Source organism: Bacillus sp. MN7755, assembly GCF_054771475.1.
On the sequence record NZ_BTRL01000006.1, the window covers coordinates 21489 to 39898 of the forward strand.

Here is an 18410-nt window from a genome sequence, read left to right on the forward strand (position 1 = left end):
AAAAGGGCAGTTTAATCGCTATAGATTCATAACTATTGGAGGTTAGATAAAGGTAAGGTTGTTCACGATATGTACAAAATATGGGGAGAAATAATATGAAATATTGCATTTTATATTGTTGTATCCAGATTTTATGTTAAATTCGTGAATGGAATATTTGAATAGGGGGCAAGGATATGAACAAGAAATCAAAAATCAATAAAGTGATGCTTAGTATTAGTACAATGGCTTTATCGTTAGGGGCACTTCAAACTCATGCATCTGCAGAAGAAAAAGTACCTTATAATGTGTTGAAAACAAAACCGGTTGGAATTGAAAAGCACGTAGATGAAGTTGGACATATTTCAAAAGTTGATGAAACATTATCATTTCAAGAACGTTTAAAAGTAGGAGATTTTTCACAGCGACCAGCATCTACTATGAAGAAAGTAGCAGTAAAACAAGTTAAAGAAAGCTATTCAATGGCTGATTTAAACAAAATGAATGATCAAGAATTAGTTGAAACGTTAGGGAGTATTAAGTGGCACCAAATTACAGACTTATTCCAGTTTAATGAAGATACAAAGGCTTTTTATAAAGACAAAAGGAAAGTGCAAGTCATTATAGATGAATTAGCTCATAGAGGGAATTCATTTACGAAAGATGATTCAAAAGGAATTCAAACGTTTACGGAAGTGTTACGTTCAGCTTTTTATCTGGCATTTTATAATAACGAATTAAGTGAATTAAATGAAAGAAGCTTCCAGGACAAATGCTTACCTGCTTTAAAAGCAATTGCAAAAAATCCAAACTTTAAGCTTGGTACAGCTGAACAAGATACAGTCGTATCTGCGTACGGTAAATTAATTAGTAATGCATCAAGTGATGTGGAAACAGTGCAATACGCATCGAATATTTTAAAGCAATACAATGATAATTTTACTAACTATGTAAATGATCGAATGAAGGGACAAGCAATATACGATATTATGCAAGGTATTGACTATGATATACAGTCTTACTTAATTGAGGCTCGTAAAGAAGCGAATGAAACGATGTGGTATGGGAAAGTAGATGGGTTTATTAATGAAATAAATCGTATTGCTCTTTTAAATGAAGTAACACCAGAAAATAAGTGGCTCGTTAATAATGGAATTTACTTTGCTAGTCGTTTAGGGAAGTTTCATAGCAATCCAAATAAAGGATTAGAAGTTGTAACACAAGCAATGCATATGTATCCGCGGTTAAGTGAACCGTATTTTGTCGCAGTAGAACAAATTACAACAAATTATAATGGAAAAGATTATAGCGGGAATACAGTAGATTTAGAGAAAATACGTAAAGAAGGAAAAGAGCAATACTTACCAAAAACGTACACATTCGACGATGGATCTATTGTGTTTAAAACAGGAGATAAAGTATCAGAAGAAAAAATTAAGAGATTATACTGGGCTGCGAAGGAAGTAAAAGCGCAGTATCATCGTGTAATTGGAAATGACAAAGCGTTAGAGCCAGGAAATGCAGATGATGTATTAACGATAGTAATTTATAACAGTCCAGAGGAGTACCAGTTAAATAGACAACTTTATGGATATGAAACAAACAACGGTGGAATTTATATTGAAGAAACAGGAACATTTTTTACATATGAGCGTACGCCAGAGCAAAGTATTTATAGTTTAGAAGAGTTATTCCGTCATGAGTTTACTCATTATTTGCAAGGGAGATATGAAGTACCAGGTTTATTTGGAAGAGGAGATATGTATCAAAATGAAAGATTAACTTGGTTCCAAGAAGGGAATGCAGAATTTTTCGCAGGATCTACTCGTACAAATAACGTAGTACCGAGAAAGAGCATCATTAGTGGATTATCATCTGATCCTGCAAGCCGTTATACAGCAGAGCGAACATTATTTGCTAAATATGGCTCTTGGGATTTCTATAACTACTCATTTGCATTACAGTCTTACTTATATACACATCAATTTGAAACGTTTGATAAAATTCAAGATTTAATTCGTGCAAATGACGTGAAAAATTATGATGTATATCGTGAAACTTTAAGTAAAGATCCTAAACTAAATAAAGAGTATCAAGAGTATATGCAGCAGCTAATCGATAATCAAGATAAATATAATGTACCGGAAGTAGCAGATGATTATTTAGCTGAACATGCACCGAAATCATTAACAGAAGTGAAGAAAGAAATTAGTGATACGCTACCGATGAAAGATGCAAAAATGACAAAACATAGCTCCCAATTCTTTAATACATTTACATTAGAAGGCACGTTTACAGGTAGTGTAACAAAAGGTGAGTCAGAAGATTGGAACGCAATGAGTAAGAAAGTAAATGAAGCTTTAGAACAACTGGCGCAAAAAGAATGGAGTGGCTACAAAACTGTTACAGCATACTTCGTCAATTACCGTGTAAATAGCTCAAATCAATTTGAATATGATGTAGTCTTTCACGGTATCGAAAAAGATGACGGAGAAAATAAAGCTCCAACGATTAATATAAATGGCCCTTATCATGGGCTTGTAAAAGAAGGTATTCAATTTAAAAGTGATGGCTCAAAAGATGAAGATGGAAAAATCGTTTCTTATTTATGGGACTTTGGAGATGGAAGCACAAGTGCAGAAGTAAATCCAGTACATGTATATGAAAGAGAAGGTTCATATAAAGTAGCGTTAATAGTAAAAGATGATAAAGGGAAAGAGAGCAGAAGCGAAACAACTGTCACGGTTAAAGATGGAAGTTTAACAGAATCAGAACCAAATAATCGTCCAGAGGAAGCAAATCGTATTGGGCTAAACACTACTATAAAAGGTAGCCTTATCGGCGGAGATCACACTGATGTTTATACATTTAATGTAGCATCAGCCAAAGATATCGATATTTCCGTTTTAAATGAGTATGGAATCGGGATGACATGGGTACTTCACCATGAATCAGATATGCAAAATTATGCTGCTTACGGTCAAGCAAATGGAAATTATATAGAGGCAAACTTTAATGCAAAACCAGGTAAGTATTACTTGTATGTATATAAATATGATAATGGCGATGGAACTTACGAATTATCAGTAAAGTGAACCTTTAATCAGTGGGGGTTCTGTTCATCCCCCACTGATTATTAGCCCACACCAATCGGGCTTTTACGGGCAGTTATCTCTCGCTTAACTTCCTCGAATTCACCGAATTTTGAAGTGGGAGTTTTACTGCCCGTTAATGCGGGGTAAAATAAGTGCTTTTCCAATGTATGTTTAACTTTACTTTTTGTGGAAAATAGTATATTATATAGATATATAATATATCGGTTATTTTCTAGGAGGAGCCTGTCACAATAGGTTTCTCCTGTTCTTTTTTAGAGGCCTGTACTGCAGGCTTTTCTTTAAAAGGTAAATAACTGAAAATTAAGAACGATAATCTTTGGAAGAGGTGGGGCATACACATAACAAAAAAGGATTGTTTAAGAGAGGGGGATAAGAAATGGTTTTGTTTGGTTATCCACTTGAGACAATTTATTTATATGGATTTATTATTGCTACTATACTTACTGTGATTTATATCTTTTTTGGAGATATATTTGAATCCATATTTAGTTTTGGAGGCGGATCGGTATCCGTTGTTACTTTATTACTTAGTTTTTTCGCCATGTTATGTGGACTTAGTTATATAGGAGAATATTTATTTTCCTTTAATAGTATTCTTATTTTCGGGGCTGCATTTGCTATATCTTTTATTGGTGTATTCATAATGAAAATACTAATTTTAAAGCCGATTGCAGAAGCAGAACAAAATACTGTGCAACGTATGGATGAATTCGTTGGTTGTAAGGGAGAAGTCATTACGACAATTCCGACAGAAGGATTTGGTGAAGTATTAATCTCTTCCCAATTTGGAAGTAATGCAATTCCAGCTAAAACAGTTGGAAAAAAAGATATTTCACAAGGAACTGAGGTTATTATCGAGGGAGTCCAAGATGGTGTTTTGCTTGTACAAAACATCGCTTATTCTTTAAAAAAACCAAAATTATAAGGGGGAATTTACATGACGATTCCATTAATTATTGGTGGAGTTTTACTCGCAATTTTAATTCTACTCATTTTAGTATTCATTACGAAGTATCGAACAGTTGGACCAGATGAAGCGTTAATTGTTACAGGTAATTGGCTTGGTGGCGGGAAAAATGTTGTTACCACGGATGATGGAAAGAAGATTAAGATTATTCGCGGTGGCGGTACTTTCGTAGTTCCGATTATGCAAAGAGCAGAGCCTTTAAGCCTATTAAACTACAAGTTAGAAGTCGGAACACGTGATACGTATACAAAACAAGGTGTACCAATTACAGTAAACGGTGTTTCTATTATTAAAGTAGGATCAACAATTGAAGAAGTTTCCACAGCAGCTGAACAATATCTAGGAAAAGAAACGGAAGAGTTAAAAATAGAAGCAAAAGAAGTTTTAGAAGGGCATCTTCGTGCTATCTTATCTTCTATGACAGTAGAAGATGCGTATAGTAATAGAGAGCAATTTGCTCAAAAGGTGCATGAAGTAGCTTCTACAGATTTAAAGAAGATGGGTCTTCGCATCGTTTCCTTTACAATTAAAGAAATCATGGATAAGAACGGTTACTTAGATGCACTTGGTCAGCCGCAAATTGCGACAGTTAAGCGTGATGCAACAATTGCGAATGCAGAGCGTGAAAAGGAAGCACGTATTGAAAAAGCTCGCGCTGAGAAAGAAGCGAAAGAAGCTGAATACCAACGTGATGCACAGATTGCTGAAGCTGAAAAACATAAAGAACTAAAAGTACAATCTTATAAGAGAGAACAAGAACAAGCTCGCGCAGACGCGGATCTTTCTTATGAATTACAACAAGCGAAAGCGCAACAAGGTGTAACAGAAGAGCAAATGCGCGTTAAAATCATTGAGCGTGAAAAGCAAATTGAGTTAGAAGAAAAAGAGATTGCGCGTCGTGAAAAGCAATACGATGCAGAAGTAAAGAAAAAGGCAGATGCAGATCGTTATGCTGTTGAGCAATCAGCTGAAGCTGAAAAAGTAAAACAAATTAAAAAGGCAGATGCGGATCAATATAAGATTGAAGCAGAAGCGAGAGCACGTGCAGAAGAAGTACGTGTAGAAGGTTTAGCGAAGGCGGAAATTGAGAAAGCGCAAGGTCAAGCGAAAGCGGAAGTACAAAAAGCACAAGGTACAGCAGAAGCCGATGTTATCAGATTAAAAGGTTTAGCGGAAGCAGAAGCGAAACAAAAAATTGCAGAGGCATTTGAATTATATGGCCAAGCGGCAATTATGGATATGGTACTTAAAATGCTTCCAAGTTATGCGAAAGAAATTGCAAGCCCACTTAGCAACATTGATAAAATTACAGTTGTTGATACAGGCGGCGGTGGTAAAAATAGCGGCGCTGGAAAAGTTGCGGGTTATGCGACTGATTTAATGGCGACGATGCAAGAAACATTAAAAGCTTCTTCTGGCATTGACCTAAAAGAGTTATTAGAAGGATTTGCAGGAAAGGGAGCGGTACAACAATTATCAAATGATAAACCTGTTGTATCTGTAGTAGAAGATGAGAAAAAAGAAGTAGAAAAAGGTAAAGAATAGTAAAGTGGGAAGAACCTCTAGTAAGTGAGATACTAGAGGTTCTTCTCTGAATTATAATATTTAGAATAATATACATTTTTATATATTGTTTTAATTATTTAATTTATATAGAATGAAAAGGGTATGTATTAATTCTTTAATAGAAAAAGAGACAAAGAGTTGATACATCTTAATCGTATAATTTATATAAAGAAATTAAATGTAAGATAATTACATTTAAAACGGTATGGAGGGGTAGAAATATGCTTCAAGGGAAATTAAGGAGAAGTAGTTTAAAAGCAAAGTTACTTATATCATTTGTTATTGTTTTAATTCTTCCAAGTATTGTAATTGGTTGGACGTCTTATCAACAAGCGAAGACAAACTTTAATGAAACAATTTTACAATCAGCGGAAGATAACGTAAAGATTTTAAATAATGTTATTAACAAAGAGATAGACGGTAAAAAGGTAGACGCAGTATATTTTACAAAGTTATTTAATGGAGTAAGTTATGGAACGGATCAGCTTCAAAATGTGCAAAATAAATTAGAAGAATATAATAAATTACATCCAGAAATAGAAGCGATTTATACGGGATCTAGTACTGGACAATTTATTCAATCACCGTCTATTCAAATGCCAGATGGGTATAATCCTACCGAAAGAGATTGGTATAAAGAAGCAGCGAAAAAAAGCGGAGAAGTGGTTATCACAGCCCCATATAAATCAACTACAACAGGGAATATTGTTATTACGATAGCAAAACAAAATGAGGATAAAAGTGGTGTTCTCGGTATTGATTTAATTATTAATGATATTGTAAATACTTCAAAAATGGTCAATATCGGTAAAAAAGGATATGTAGCAATCTTCGACCAATCTAAAAATGTAATAGCGCATCCGACGATGAAGCCAGGTGACAAAATAGAAGAAAAACTTGAGAAGGAATTGTACAAACAGGAAACAGGTGATTTTAAATTCAAACTTGATAGTGATGATCGCAATGTTACCTTTATAACAAATAAGCAGACTGGATGGAAAATAGCAGGGATTATGCCTTCCAAAGAAATTATCGAAGCAGCTAACCCTATTTTCTATAAAACGCTAACTGTTATTGGTATTTCATTAATAATTGGCGGGATTTTAATTTACTTCATAATTGCTTCTATTATTAGTCCGTTAAAACAACTTGTTATATCATCGAAAAAGATTAGTGAAGGTGATTTAACAGAAACAATTACAGTTCATTCTAAAGATGAAATTGGGCAGCTAGGAGAAAGCTTTAACGAGATGGCGGCATCATTACATCATGTCATTTCTAATATAAATACTTCAGCAGGTCATGTAGCAGCATCTTCAGAAGAATTAACAGCTAGCATGAAGCAGACAAGTGAAGCGACGGAACAAATTACACAGGCAATAGAGCAAGTGTCGAGTGGATCGGAAATACAAACGAAAGAAGTTGAAGAAGGCGCAACATTATTAGAAGAAGTTACAGAAGGAATTCAGCGTGTTGCAGATAGTTCTTCATTAGTATCCACAGCATCTATGTATACGAAGAAAAAGGCTGAAGATGGTGGAAAGTTAGTTGAACAAACTGTGAATCAAATGCAATTAATCCATGAGTCGGTTTCACAATCAGATAAAGTTATTGTTTTGTTAGATGATAAGTCGAAACAAATTGGAGCAATCCTTGAGGTGATTCAACATATTGCAGAGCAGACAAATTTATTAGCATTAAATGCTGCAATTGAGGCTGCGAGAGCTGGAGAGCAAGGAAGAGGATTTGCAATTGTAGCAGATGAAGTGCGAAAGCTAGCTGAACAATCAGGACAGTCTTCTACGGAAATTGGAAAACTAGTAAAAGAGATACAATTTGACATAAAAGAAACAGTAAGCTCTATGAAGCAAGTTGGGACAGAAGTACAATCAGGACTTGTAGTTGCAAATGAAACGAAGCAAAGCTTTGCTGAAATATTGAAGTCTACAGACGATACAGTTCTACAAATTGATAGTATGGTAGAAGTAGCGAAACAAATGACGGTAGATGCAAAACAAGTTAGTGCATCTATTAATGAAATTGCAGCTACGATTGAAGAAAATGCAGCAAGCGTTCAAAATATTGCTGGTTCTTCAGAAGAACAATTAGCTTCAGTAGATGAAATCAATGCAGCATCAGTTCATTTATCGCAAATGGCAGAAGAATTGCAAGAAATGATTGGGAAATTTAAAGTGTAATCACAAATGTTAAGAAACGAAGTAGTAATTGTACTTCGTTTCTTTTTTTATGAAGATAAAAATTAAGAAATATACAGTAACCGTGTTATGATTGAGTAAAAAAACTGTATTTTCTTTAAATTCCATCTTTATTTATGTTAGGGGAATGGTTTTGAAATTAAAAAAATTAAAACTACAGCCGAGAGTCACATTAACTATTAGTACACTTATTCTTGTTGTACTTCTGTTAACGAGTTATTTATTCTATTACATATTGTCTGAAACAGTAGAAGAGCAAATTGGGAAACGAGCTTTACATGTTGCGAAAACTGTTGCTGCTATACCTGAGATAAAGGAAGCTTTTCAAAAAGAAAACCCAGCTTCTATCATTCAACCGATTGCAGAAAAAATTCGAATGGATACAGAGGCTGACTTCATTGTAGTTGGAAATAAAGAAGGGATTCGTTATGCACATCCTAAGAAAGATAAAATAGGAGAAGTAATGGTTGGTGGAGATAACAAAGGAGTTCTATTAGAAGGGAAATCTTACGTTTCGAAAGCAACTGGATCATTAGGCCCTTCATTACGCGGCAAAGTTCCAATTCGTAATCAGGAAAATGAAATTATTGGCGTGGTGTCTGTTGGATTTTCAATTGATGATATTCATGGAGCGGTAGAAGTGTATGGAAAGCGTGTATTTTGGATTACAATAATAGGTCTTTTAATTGGGATAATTGGTTCTATGTATTTAGCAGGAAGTATAAAAAGAATGATGTTTGGGATGGAGCCAGAAGAAATTTCATCTTTATATGAAGAGCATAGTACAGTGATTCAATCTGTACGTGAAGGGATTATTGTCATTGATCAAAAGGGCATGATTAGTTTAGTCAATCAAGCAGCTTATGATATTCTTTCGCTAGATGAACAACGCAATATTATTGGAGAATTCATTTTAAATGTAATTCCTAATTCAACGATACTAGATGTACTTCAAACTGGTGAAGAACAGTTTGATCGTCAATTAAATATAAATGGGCAGGCTGTGATTGCGAATCGTCTACCTATTAAAGTAAAGAATAAAGTAACGGGTGTTGTATCGAGCTTACGTTTGAAATCTGAAATGGATCAGTTAACAGCAGAATTATCTCAGACGAAGCAATATACAGAGGCATTACGAGCGCAAACGCATGAATATAACAATTTGTTGTATACGCTTTCAGGTCTTATTCAGCTAGAATCATATGAGGATGCTTTAGAGCTTATTCATAAGGAAACAGCGGTATATCAAGATTTTGTTCAATTTATTATGAAGCGAATTCAAAATCCATGGTTAGGTGGAATTTTAATTGGATTCTATAATAGAGCAAGAGAGCTGAAGATTGATTTTGTGCTAGATCGAGAAAGTAGTTTAGACAAATTAAGCCCGCACATTGAGAGTAATTATGTCGTTTCCATTTTAGGAAATTTAATTACGAATGCATTTGAAGCGATTGAAAGAAATGAAGAGAATGATAAGAAGGTAAGGATGTTTGTAACTGATATCGGAGAAGAAATCGTAATTGAAGTGGAGGATTCGGGCCAAGGGATTCATGATGAAGTCATTACTAGCATATTCTACAAAGGCTTCTCGACGAAAGAAGGCGGGAAGAGAGGATATGGATTAGCAAAAGTGAAAGAGTTAGTAGAAGATTTAAATGGAAGTATCGCAATCGAAAAAGGGGATTTAGGTGGTGCATTATTTATTATTGCATTACCAAAAGAGAGAGGCGAATTGTAATGGGTGAGGAGATTGAAGTATTGATTGTAGAAGATGATATTCGAATTGCAGACATTCATCGTCGTTTTACTGAAAAGATTGAGGGATTTAAAGTAATTGGAACAGCAACGAATGGAGAACAAGCGAAAGAATGGCTAGATCTTGTGAAGCCACAGCTCGTTTTATTAGACGTATACTTACCTGATATGCAAGGAACGGAACTTGTCACATATATTAGGAATAATTTACATGATACAGATATTATTATGATTACAGCTGCATCGGAAACAGATGTAGTGAGGCATGCTTTACGAGGTGGAGTAACAGATTATATCGTAAAACCGCTTATGTTTGATCGATTTAAGGCAAGTTTGGAAAGTTATCAAAAAAAGATTGTGCAGTTAAAGAAAAATAATCAATTATCTATAGAACAAATAGAACATCTATGGTCCCAAAGAGGTGTAAAGGGAAATGAAATAGAATATGCGCCGAAAGGGATAGATCCTTTAACTTTAGCAAAAATAAAAAAGCATATGTTAACAGTGAATGAAGAAGGAATTACAGCAGAAATGTTAAGTACAATGGTAGGAGTAAGCCGGTCAACAGCGAGGCGTTATTTAGAATATTTAATATCAGGAAAGAAAGTTCATGCGGAGCTTACATATGGAAGTGTCGGGAGACCAGAAAGAAGGTATTTTCTCGTTTCTTCATAAAGAAACAGTAGAGGATATATGTCCTCTACTGTTTTTTTATCTTATATTGGAATAATCCCAATTAAAATTCCAGTAATCAACATTACCATTGTCGTTCCAACTGCCCACAATAAAGTGAAGCGTTGATGTTCACCAAAATCAACTTTAGCCATTCCGACTAATAAATAAGTGGATGCGACAAGAGGACTTAATAAGTGAACAGGTTGCCCGAGTAAGGAAGCACGTCCCATTTCAGCCGCACTAATTCCATAGGTAGCAGCAGCTTTTGTTAAAATAGGTAGTACACCGAAGTAAAACGCATCATTGGACATGAAGAATGTGAACGGCATACTAAGAAGCGCTGTAATAATTGGTAATTGTGGTCCAAGTGCATCTGGTATAAGGGCTACTACACCTTTAGCCATCGCATCTACCATTTTTGTTCCAGATAAAATCCCAGTGAAAATTCCAGCGGCAAATACGAGAGAAACAACCGCTAATACGTTTCCTGCGTGAGAAGCAATACGTTCTTTCTGCTGTTCTAAGTTCGGATAGTTAAGCATAACAGCAATAGCGAAAGCGATTGTAAATAAGACAGGTAACGGCATAACTTCTAGTATGAGACAGACAAGTAAGGTAGCAGTTAATAAAAAGTTAATCCATAGAAGGTTAGGACGTTTGTGAGTGGCAGCTTCGACTGTTGCAGCTTGCTCATCCATCGTTTGCATTTGTTTTAAATATTGTACATCCATAATTCCTAAACGTTTTCTTTCTTTTTTTCCAAGATAGTAAGCAACGAAAACTACCCAAAGTGCACCAGCAATCATTCCTGGTATAAGTGGTGTGAAGAGCTCTGATGCGTCTAGTCCAAGTGCACTCATAACCCGAGCTGTCGGTCCACCCCAAGGCGTAAGATTTGTTACACCAGCCCCCAACATAACAACCCCAGCTAATATAAGTGGATTCATTCCAAGGCGTTTATATAGTGGGTACATTGCAGAAACAGTAATCATATAAGTTGTCGTTCCATCCCCATCTAATGAAACGATAATAGTAAGAATTGCTGTACCAACAACAATTTTTAAAGGATCTCCTTTTACAAATTTTAAAATTCTACTAATGACAGGGTCGAATAAACCGCTATCAATCATAATTCCAAAATATAAAATAGCAAACATAAGCATAATACCAGTAGGTGCTAGTTTTTGAATTCCTTCTAACATCATAGGTCCCATATTTGCATAAAACCCCCCAATTAATGCGAAAGTAATTGGAACTAATATTAATGCTACTAGTGCAGACATACGTTTCGTCATAATTAAAAACATAAAGACAAATACCATCGTAAATCCAAGTAGAGCTAACATATGATTTCCCCCTCCAAAAAATGATTACGCTTTCAAAATAAAATAAAAATTCAGAAAATAGTTTTTTTGTTTATCATAGTGGCATCTATTCAAATGGTAAATAATTTGAAAAATAACATCATTAGAAGCATAATTTTTATTTTGTTCATTTTGTTCACGGTAGTTAATTTGAATTTTTAAAAAGGTAAGCTGCTCTCTGTAAGAATGGTAGAATAAGATGAAAATATTGAAGTGTGAAATAGGGAGTAGATTTTATATGAAAACGAGAATGGAAGAGATTTATAGTTCTTATGAAGGAAAAGTAGAAGAGATTTTTGTTAATGAATCTTCTTACGTATATGAGTGGGAAAAATTAATGATGATCCGAAAAAATAACGGTGAACTTGAAAAAGTTGCGGTCGGTATCAGTGGAAATATAAGATTAGTAAATGTAGTTGTTGGGCAACTAATTCATATAGAGACATTATTAGTTAAGTTAGAAGACGATTTATTAATTACAGGTTGTGAATGATGAGAGATGTGTAGATATGACTACACATCTTTTTTCCATGTATTACAAAAATAACATTGTTTTTTCACAAATCTCACACAAGTTTTTGATATTCTCCTTGTGGAAGATACGTATAGGGAGGAAATAAAATGAGAACAAAGTATGTGATGCTTGCTATATGCTTATTCTTTGTATTTACAATAGTAGGATGTGGTAAGAAACAAGCAGAAGCGGTAGCAGTTGATGAGAAACATGATAAGTGTGATATTTGCCAAATTGGGGTAATGGATAATCAATTTGCAACAGAAATCATTTTAGAAAATGGAAAAGCGTTAAAGTTTGATGATATTGGTTGTATGTATAAATGGATGGAGATTAATCCAGGCGAAAAGACGAAAGAAAAATTTGTTCGAGATTATGATTCGAAAGATTGGGTTTCGTTAGAAGACGCTACTTACGTATATGATAAAACAATAACGACACCAATGGCTTATAATGTCATTTCATTTAAAAATAAAAAAGGTGCAGAGAGTTTTGTATCTAACTATAAGGGGAAAGTTCTTTCGTATAAAGAGCTAGCAGAGCATAAATGGGAAATGAATAAAGAAATGATAGGGAAACCAAAAACAGGGAATCATGGTGGGCATCATTAATACTAGAAAAAGACAACTGTAGGGTTGTCTTTTTTTAGTATTACTCAGGTGCAAATATAGAAAAGGTGTAAAATTTTTAGAAGAACGGTTACAATGGAATATAGTAACCTAAAGCAATCATTTATCCCGCTATTTGTGGGCAGTAAAACTCCCACCTCAAAATTAGGCAGGAGCAAAGAAGTTAGGTGGGAGATCAATAGCCCGTAAATGCTCGAGTGGTTCAACTAATAATCAGTGGGGTGAACCCTCCCACTGATTAAAGTTTCACTTTATGTACTTTTTAGAAATGTATACAAATGCGGTAAAAACGTGCTAAACTAATTGCTTCATAATGTTAATGATGAGGCCATCAGGCGTATCATTCCAATAGGTTGAGAAACATAGTATAAGTTTAAGATAATCCGATTAAAGAAGGAATATAAAGGGCTTATGGATAAATGTACTCAAGAAGAGTTATTGTATGTGATGGAGGAATGGTTAAGAAAACATTATCTTTCATAGGAGCTGTAGTTGTGAGAAAACAAAAAATTTTATTATGTATGTTATTAGGACTTTTAATGACGGTAGTGGCTTGTGATAAGCAAGAAGAACCAGAATCGAAACCGGTTCATGTGAAAAACGAAAAGAAAAAAGAAAAGCATAAAGAACAGGAAGAATCTAAAGAAGAAAAAAGTATAAATTTAATGGACAAACAGTTGTTACTTTCAGCAACTCTTGGAGACACAGAGACAGCTATGAAGTTGATTCAAGATGGAGCGAATATAAACGTAGAAGGTGACAACGGAGAAACGCCTGTCCTTGCAGCAACGTATCAAAATCATGTAGAAACAGTTAAAGCATTAATTGGTGCAGGTGCTAATATTGAAATTAAAGATGAGAAACAAAGTAATCCATTTCTTTATGCAAGTAGAGAAGGATATACGGATATTGTAAAAGTATTAATTAATGCAGGAGTTAATACGAAAGAAACGACTAAGTCAGGTGGAACAGCACTCATTTCAGCATCTGAACGTGGCCATGTAGAGGTCGTAAAAGAATTATTAGAGCATACAGATATTGATGTGAATTATAAAAATGCTCGTGGTGGAACAGCTTTAGTAGAAGCAATTGTATTAGGAAATGGTAGTGAAAATCATAAGAAAGTAATTCAAATGCTTATTGACCACGGGGCAGATGTAAATATGGCCAATAAGGAAAATATTACGCCGTTACAATATGCTGAAAAAAGAGGCTTTAAAGATATTGCAAATATGTTGAGGGTAGCTGGAGCGAATGAATTAGTACAGCCACAACTACAACCGGTGGAATAATAAGACAAAGAAATAAAAAGTACGAAATAATCTCATTTAGATAGACAGAATGAAGAAGTCATTTAGTATGATGGATTCAGTAATGTGTATGTAAATGGGATTTTTGTTTGTAAAGAAAACCGTATCCTGAAAAAGGATACGGTTTTTTACAAGGAGATAAGGGATCAAAAAAATGAAGAAGTCTTATCTCTTTTATATGAGTAAAGGGTCTAGAATGAATCTTGCTCTTTTCATTATTTGTTTAACTCCATTGCAACTTGTTTGTCATTTACGAAAACCTCTGCCACTGCTACTACAATTTCCATCACTTTTTTCATTTCTCATCTCTCCTTGTTTTTTGTTTCATTTCTTACTTTTAGTATAAGGAAATATAGCAATTGCAACTATCGAATTGAATGACAAGAGACTTACATTGTTGTAAGGATAATAGTCTATTTTGTAATAAATGTGATTTGAAATCATGATTCGGAACTTTCTGTCGTTTTGAACTATAATTAGAAAGAGGGGGGATAATATGAAAAGAATTCTTGTTATTAGTGATATTCATGGAGAAATAGAAAAGTTCGAACAGTTATTGGAAGAAGCTCAATATGATACAAAACAGGATCAATTAATTTTACTGGGAGATTATGTGGATCGTGGTCCCAATGCGCGTGCAGTAATTGAAAAGGTAAAAGAGTTAAAAGAAGAAGGAGCCCTCGTTCTAAAGGGCAATCATGAAGATATGATGATTAAAGCGTTAACGACTGATGAGGAACGCTCATGGAACCATTGGGTAAAAAGGAATGGTGGAGATAAGACTTTATACAGCTATGGATTTGTAGAAGAAGATATTGCAGTTAATGAGGAGGACTTCCAAAAACCGATTTTACAATCGCATGCTTTAAAAGAACATGTAAAGTTTATTCAAGAATTAGATCATTACATTGAAACAGAAGAGTATATATTTGTACATGCTGGTGTTGAGCCATTGAAACGAGTTTCTGAATCTGAACCATATACGTTAATGTGGATCCGTAATGAGTTTCATAATGGATATAGTGGCGAAAAGGTTGTTGTATTTGGTCATACGGAAACAAAAACGCTTCATGGAAATGATAATTGTAATGTGTATTTTGGGAATAACGGTATTATAGGAATTGATGGTGGTGCTGTATATGGTGGCCAGCTAAATTGTTTAGAATTGCCGAGTAAAAAGGTGTACGTAGTAAAAAGTTGAAAGAGATAAGGAGAATCTTATTTCTTTCAATTTTTTATTAAGCAAAATTTAAGGAAGAGCTTTTATAATAAATCTTTCAAATTTTATATCGAGAAAAACGTTAGAAGGAAATAGTCAAAAATGTAATCATAAATAGAATCGAACGATATAGTGGAAGGTGAGAATATGCGCTTGCTTGTAGTAGAAGATAATGCTTCGTTATTAGAGTCTATCGTACAAATTTTGCGTGATGAATTTGAAGTAGATACAGCATTGAATGGAGAAGATGGATTATTTTTAGCGTTACAAAATATATATGATGCTATTTTGCTTGATGTGATGATGCCAGAAATGGATGGTTTTGAAGTGATTCAAAAAATACGTGATGAAAAGATTGAAACGCCAGTCCTCTTTTTGACAGCGAGAGATTCTTTAGAAGATCGAGTGAAAGGGTTGGATTTTGGTGGAGATGACTATATCGTTAAGCCGTTTCAGGCCCCTGAATTAAAAGCGAGAATTCGCGCTTTACTACGCAGAAGTGGTAGTTTAACGACACAGCAAACCATTCGCTATAAAGGGATTGAATTGTTCGGAAAAGATAAAGACGTTCAAGTGGATGGACAAGGTATTAAGCTGACGTTGAAACAATATGAGCTACTAGAGTATCTCGTTCAAAATAGCGGGAAGATTTTAATGCGTGAACAAATTTTTGATCGTGTTTGGGGATTTGATTCAGATACGACAGTAGCGATTGTAGAAGTGTATGTGCATCATTTACGTAAAAAACTAGAGCCATTCGGTTATCAGAAAGATATTCAAACCGTTCGAGGTATTGGATATATATTAAAAGAACAATGAAAAAGGGAAGTATGTTTCAGAAGACACGCATTCGATTGACTATATTGAATTCATTAGTATTTATCATATTAATAGGCGTATTAGGTAGTATTATTTATTCGTACACATATAAGCGTATTTATAATGAAATGGATCAATCTATAAAAATGGCGACTCAGTATGGAAAAAATTCAGATGTTAAAATACCACCAAGAAAAAGTATGGAGAATATTAAAATTGGAGATCCGCGTGTAACTAAAATAACTTGGAATGGGAAAATAGTGGAGATAGAGGGGAATAACCATAAATTCCGATCTATTTTTGAAGAGAATTTGGAAAAGTTTTCTCCAAAAAAGTTAGGAGATTTACAAGATATTGAAGTGCAAGGACGATATTTTAGAACATTTGCGCTTCAAGAAGATGGAAAAATAGTTCAAATTGTACGTGATACAACGGCTGAAGAAGAGATGCTAAACACTTTATTTTTAATTCTCGTTATAGGTTGTAGCATAGGAAGCCTATGTGCGATAGGTATCGGCTTTTTCTTAGCTGGCAGGGCACTCGTACCCATTCAAAATTCATGGGAAAAACAGCAGCAATTTGTGTCGGATGCATCGCATGAATTAAGGACACCACTTGCGGTTATTCAATCTAAAACAGATATATTATTTCAGTCACCATCTGCGACAATAGAAGAGAAAGCGATGGACATTTCTACGATTTCAAAGGAATGTAGACGATTGTCGAAGCTCGTTAGTAATTTATTGTTGTTAGCACGTTCAGATTCTAATCAAATTGAGATGGATAAGAAAACATTTGAAATGGATAAATTGTTAGAAGAAATAGTAGATCCATATAAGGAAATTGCTTCCTATCAAGAAAAAGAGATGATATTGAAAGTAGAACATGACATATCATTTATGGGTGATAGAGAGAGAATTCATCAAATGATGGTCATATTATTAGATAATGCGATGAAGTATACGAATAAAGGTGGGCATATTCAAATCGAGTGTACACAAACGAACAGTTCGATTCTTATACGAGTGAAAGATGATGGGATAGGAGTGAAAGATGAGGACATCCCAAAACTATTTGACCGTTTTTATCAAGGAGATAAAGCGAGGAGTGCGTCAGAAGGAGCGGGATTAGGCCTTTCAATCGCGAATTGGATTGTAGAAAAGCATTATGGGAAAATATCAGTAGAGAGCAAATGGGGAGAGAGTACTTGTTTTGACGTGATTTTCCCTAAAAATCAAAGAATATAAGTGAGAAGACGATCTTGTTTTTACAAGGTCGTCTTTTTTTAAGGGAAAGTTAAGAAACAATTTGTAACATGTATTATATACAGAAAGTTCGTCACATGAAGAAGTGATTATAAAAAGATATTTGAACAGATTATATCAATCATAATGTTATTTTGATTATGTATAGGGAATGATGGAAAAGAAAGTGTAAGAGGGAGGAATTAATTTTGAAAAAGAAAATGATGACGGTATTCACTATTGGAGTAATGAGTTTAAGTATATTAGGGGGTGCCTCTCCTTCTGAAACATCAAAAGGAAAGACAGATTACACGCAGCGTAGTAAAGAACAATTAAATAACGGAAAGATACATGCGGTGCATACAGAAGAGAAGGCGGAGAATCTAGGTATTGAAACGGAAGGGAAAGAACAGATTACGCTAGAAAAAGAAATTCATGAGACGGAAGTAGGAAGAGAAGCTGAACAGTTAGGAATTTCGATTGAAGGAAAAGATGTTGGAACTCTTTCAGAAGAAATCTATGAAACAAAAGTGAGGCAAGAAGCGTTAAAGTTAGGCATATCAATAGAAAATACATCAATTGTAAATTTGATTACTCAAATTAATACGATTAAAATTAGCGTTGAAGCGGATAAATTAGGTATTTCGACAAATGGAAAAGAAATAGAGGACATTGCGGAAGAAATCTATGGAACGAAAGTAAGAGAGGAAGCAGGGAAGTTAGGTATTTCACAAAAAGGAAAAGAGATAGAAGAGTTAGCACAAGAAGTGTACGAACAAAAAGTGCAGGCAGAAGCAAAAAAATATCATATTGATTTATATGGTAAAGATATATATCAAGTATTAAGCGAAATTAATGAACAAAAAGTGTTACAAATGGCAGATGAGCTTAATATGGATAAAACGAATATGAATGTTCAGGAATTAGCAGAAAAAATAAAAAAAGATCAGCCTGAAAAAGGAAAAGAGCTAAATTTTGTACCAGTGATTCGAACGGATGCGGACGCATTTTATTCTTATTTAACGAACTAAAAAGGG

At 34.4% G+C, this 18410-nt stretch carries 14 protein-coding genes and 1 pseudogene; 14 read left to right on the forward strand and 1 reads right to left on the reverse strand.

What is annotated here, in order from left to right; genetic code table 11:
• The first annotated feature begins 176 nt into the window (after positions 1-176).
• From colA to ACYVEC_RS04425, 7 genes and pseudogenes are all read left to right on the forward strand, one after another.
• Entirely contained in the window at positions 177-3074 is a 2898-nt protein-coding gene (gene colA, locus ACYVEC_RS04395) for a collagenase ColA (protein ID WP_063225203.1), read from the forward strand.
• A 397-nt stretch (positions 3075-3471) separates the two neighbouring features.
• Positions 3472-4020 (forward strand): NfeD family protein, encoded by a 549-nt coding sequence (locus ACYVEC_RS04400; RefSeq protein WP_063225202.1) that lies wholly within the window; start codon positions 3472-3474, stop codon positions 4018-4020.
• A gap of 12 nt (positions 4021-4032) precedes the next feature.
• On the forward strand, positions 4033-5607 hold the full coding sequence (locus ACYVEC_RS04405; protein ID WP_063225201.1) for a flotillin family protein: 1575 nt from the start codon (positions 4033-4035) through the stop codon (positions 5605-5607).
• Between the two features lie 242 nt (positions 5608-5849).
• Positions 5850-6884: pseudogene (locus ACYVEC_RS04410) on the forward strand (HAMP domain-containing protein); the annotation flags it as partial.
• An 81-nt stretch (positions 6885-6965) separates the two neighbouring features.
• Complete coding sequence (locus tag ACYVEC_RS04415; RefSeq protein WP_371830863.1) at positions 6966-7826, forward strand: methyl-accepting chemotaxis protein; 861 nt, start codon at positions 6966-6968, stop codon at positions 7824-7826.
• Between the two features lie 145 nt (positions 7827-7971).
• Positions 7972-9582 (forward strand): ATP-binding protein, encoded by a 1611-nt coding sequence (locus tag ACYVEC_RS04420; protein ID WP_080468775.1) that lies wholly within the window; start codon positions 7972-7974, stop codon positions 9580-9582.
• Positions 9582-10274 (forward strand): response regulator, encoded by a 693-nt coding sequence (locus ACYVEC_RS04425; protein WP_063225198.1) that lies wholly within the window; start codon positions 9582-9584, stop codon positions 10272-10274. Before ACYVEC_RS04420 ends, ACYVEC_RS04425 begins: the two co-directional genes overlap by 1 nt.
• 41 nt (positions 10275-10315) lie before the next feature.
• Here ACYVEC_RS04425 and ACYVEC_RS04430 read toward each other — a convergent pair whose 3' ends face one another.
• Entirely contained in the window at positions 10316-11620 is a 1305-nt protein-coding gene (locus ACYVEC_RS04430) for a CitMHS family transporter (RefSeq protein WP_063225197.1), read from the reverse strand.
• A 256-nt stretch (positions 11621-11876) separates the two neighbouring features.
• Between ACYVEC_RS04430 and ACYVEC_RS04435 the strand changes: the two genes are divergently transcribed.
• The 7 genes from ACYVEC_RS04435 to ACYVEC_RS04465 all read left to right on the forward strand — a co-directional run bounded on the left by ACYVEC_RS04435 (position 11877) and on the right by ACYVEC_RS04465 (position 18404).
• Positions 11877-12131, forward strand: coding sequence for a hypothetical protein (locus ACYVEC_RS04435; protein WP_063225196.1), 255 nt, complete (start codon positions 11877-11879; stop codon positions 12129-12131).
• A 128-nt stretch (positions 12132-12259) separates the two neighbouring features.
• Positions 12260-12763 carry a nitrous oxide reductase accessory protein NosL gene (locus ACYVEC_RS04440; RefSeq protein WP_460505724.1) on the forward strand — a complete coding sequence of 168 codons (504 nt, stop codon included), beginning with the start codon at positions 12260-12262 and terminating at the stop codon, positions 12761-12763.
• Between the two features lie 437 nt (positions 12764-13200).
• Positions 13201-14073, forward strand: coding sequence for an ankyrin repeat domain-containing protein (locus tag ACYVEC_RS04445; protein WP_142332690.1), 873 nt, complete (start codon positions 13201-13203; stop codon positions 14071-14073).
• Positions 14074-14587: 514 nt separating this feature from the next.
• Entirely contained in the window at positions 14588-15292 is a 705-nt protein-coding gene (locus tag ACYVEC_RS04450) for a metallophosphoesterase family protein (protein ID WP_063225194.1), read from the forward strand.
• Positions 15293-15457: 165 nt separating this feature from the next.
• Complete coding sequence (locus tag ACYVEC_RS04455; RefSeq protein ID WP_063225193.1) at positions 15458-16129, forward strand: response regulator transcription factor; 672 nt, start codon at positions 15458-15460, stop codon at positions 16127-16129.
• Complete coding sequence (locus tag ACYVEC_RS04460; protein ID WP_460505727.1) at positions 16126-17376, forward strand: sensor histidine kinase; 1251 nt, start codon at positions 16126-16128, stop codon at positions 17374-17376. Before ACYVEC_RS04455 ends, ACYVEC_RS04460 begins: the two co-directional genes overlap by 4 nt.
• 206 nt (positions 17377-17582) lie before the next feature.
• Positions 17583-18404, forward strand: coding sequence for a transporter (locus ACYVEC_RS04465; RefSeq protein ID WP_460505729.1), 822 nt, complete (start codon positions 17583-17585; stop codon positions 18402-18404).
• Positions 18405-18410 lie beyond the last annotated feature (6 nt).

Coding starts and splice junctions, on each gene's coding strand:
- colA (WP_063225203.1), top strand. CDS start 177: ATGAACAAGAAATCAAAAATCAATAAAGTGATGCTTAGTATTAGTACA.
- ACYVEC_RS04400 (WP_063225202.1), top strand. CDS start 3,472: ATGGTTTTGTTTGGTTATCCACTTGAGACAATTTATTTATATGGATTT.
- ACYVEC_RS04405 (WP_063225201.1), top strand. CDS start 4,033: ATGACGATTCCATTAATTATTGGTGGAGTTTTACTCGCAATTTTAATT.
- ACYVEC_RS04415 (WP_371830863.1), top strand. CDS start 6,966: ATGAAGCAGACAAGTGAAGCGACGGAACAAATTACACAGGCAATAGAG.
- ACYVEC_RS04420 (WP_080468775.1), top strand. CDS start 7,972: ATGGTTTTGAAATTAAAAAAATTAAAACTACAGCCGAGAGTCACATTA.
- ACYVEC_RS04425 (WP_063225198.1), top strand. CDS start 9,582: ATGGGTGAGGAGATTGAAGTATTGATTGTAGAAGATGATATTCGAATT.
- ACYVEC_RS04430 (WP_063225197.1), bottom strand. CDS start 11,620: ATGTTAGCTCTACTTGGATTTACGATGGTATTTGTCTTTATGTTTTTA.
- ACYVEC_RS04435 (WP_063225196.1), top strand. CDS start 11,877: ATGAAAACGAGAATGGAAGAGATTTATAGTTCTTATGAAGGAAAAGTA.
- ACYVEC_RS04440 (WP_460505724.1), top strand. CDS start 12,260: ATGAGAACAAAGTATGTGATGCTTGCTATATGCTTATTCTTTGTATTT.
- ACYVEC_RS04445 (WP_142332690.1), top strand. CDS start 13,201: ATGTACTCAAGAAGAGTTATTGTATGTGATGGAGGAATGGTTAAGAAA.
- ACYVEC_RS04450 (WP_063225194.1), top strand. CDS start 14,588: ATGAAAAGAATTCTTGTTATTAGTGATATTCATGGAGAAATAGAAAAG.
- ACYVEC_RS04455 (WP_063225193.1), top strand. CDS start 15,458: ATGCGCTTGCTTGTAGTAGAAGATAATGCTTCGTTATTAGAGTCTATC.
- ACYVEC_RS04460 (WP_460505727.1), top strand. CDS start 16,126: ATGAAAAAGGGAAGTATGTTTCAGAAGACACGCATTCGATTGACTATA.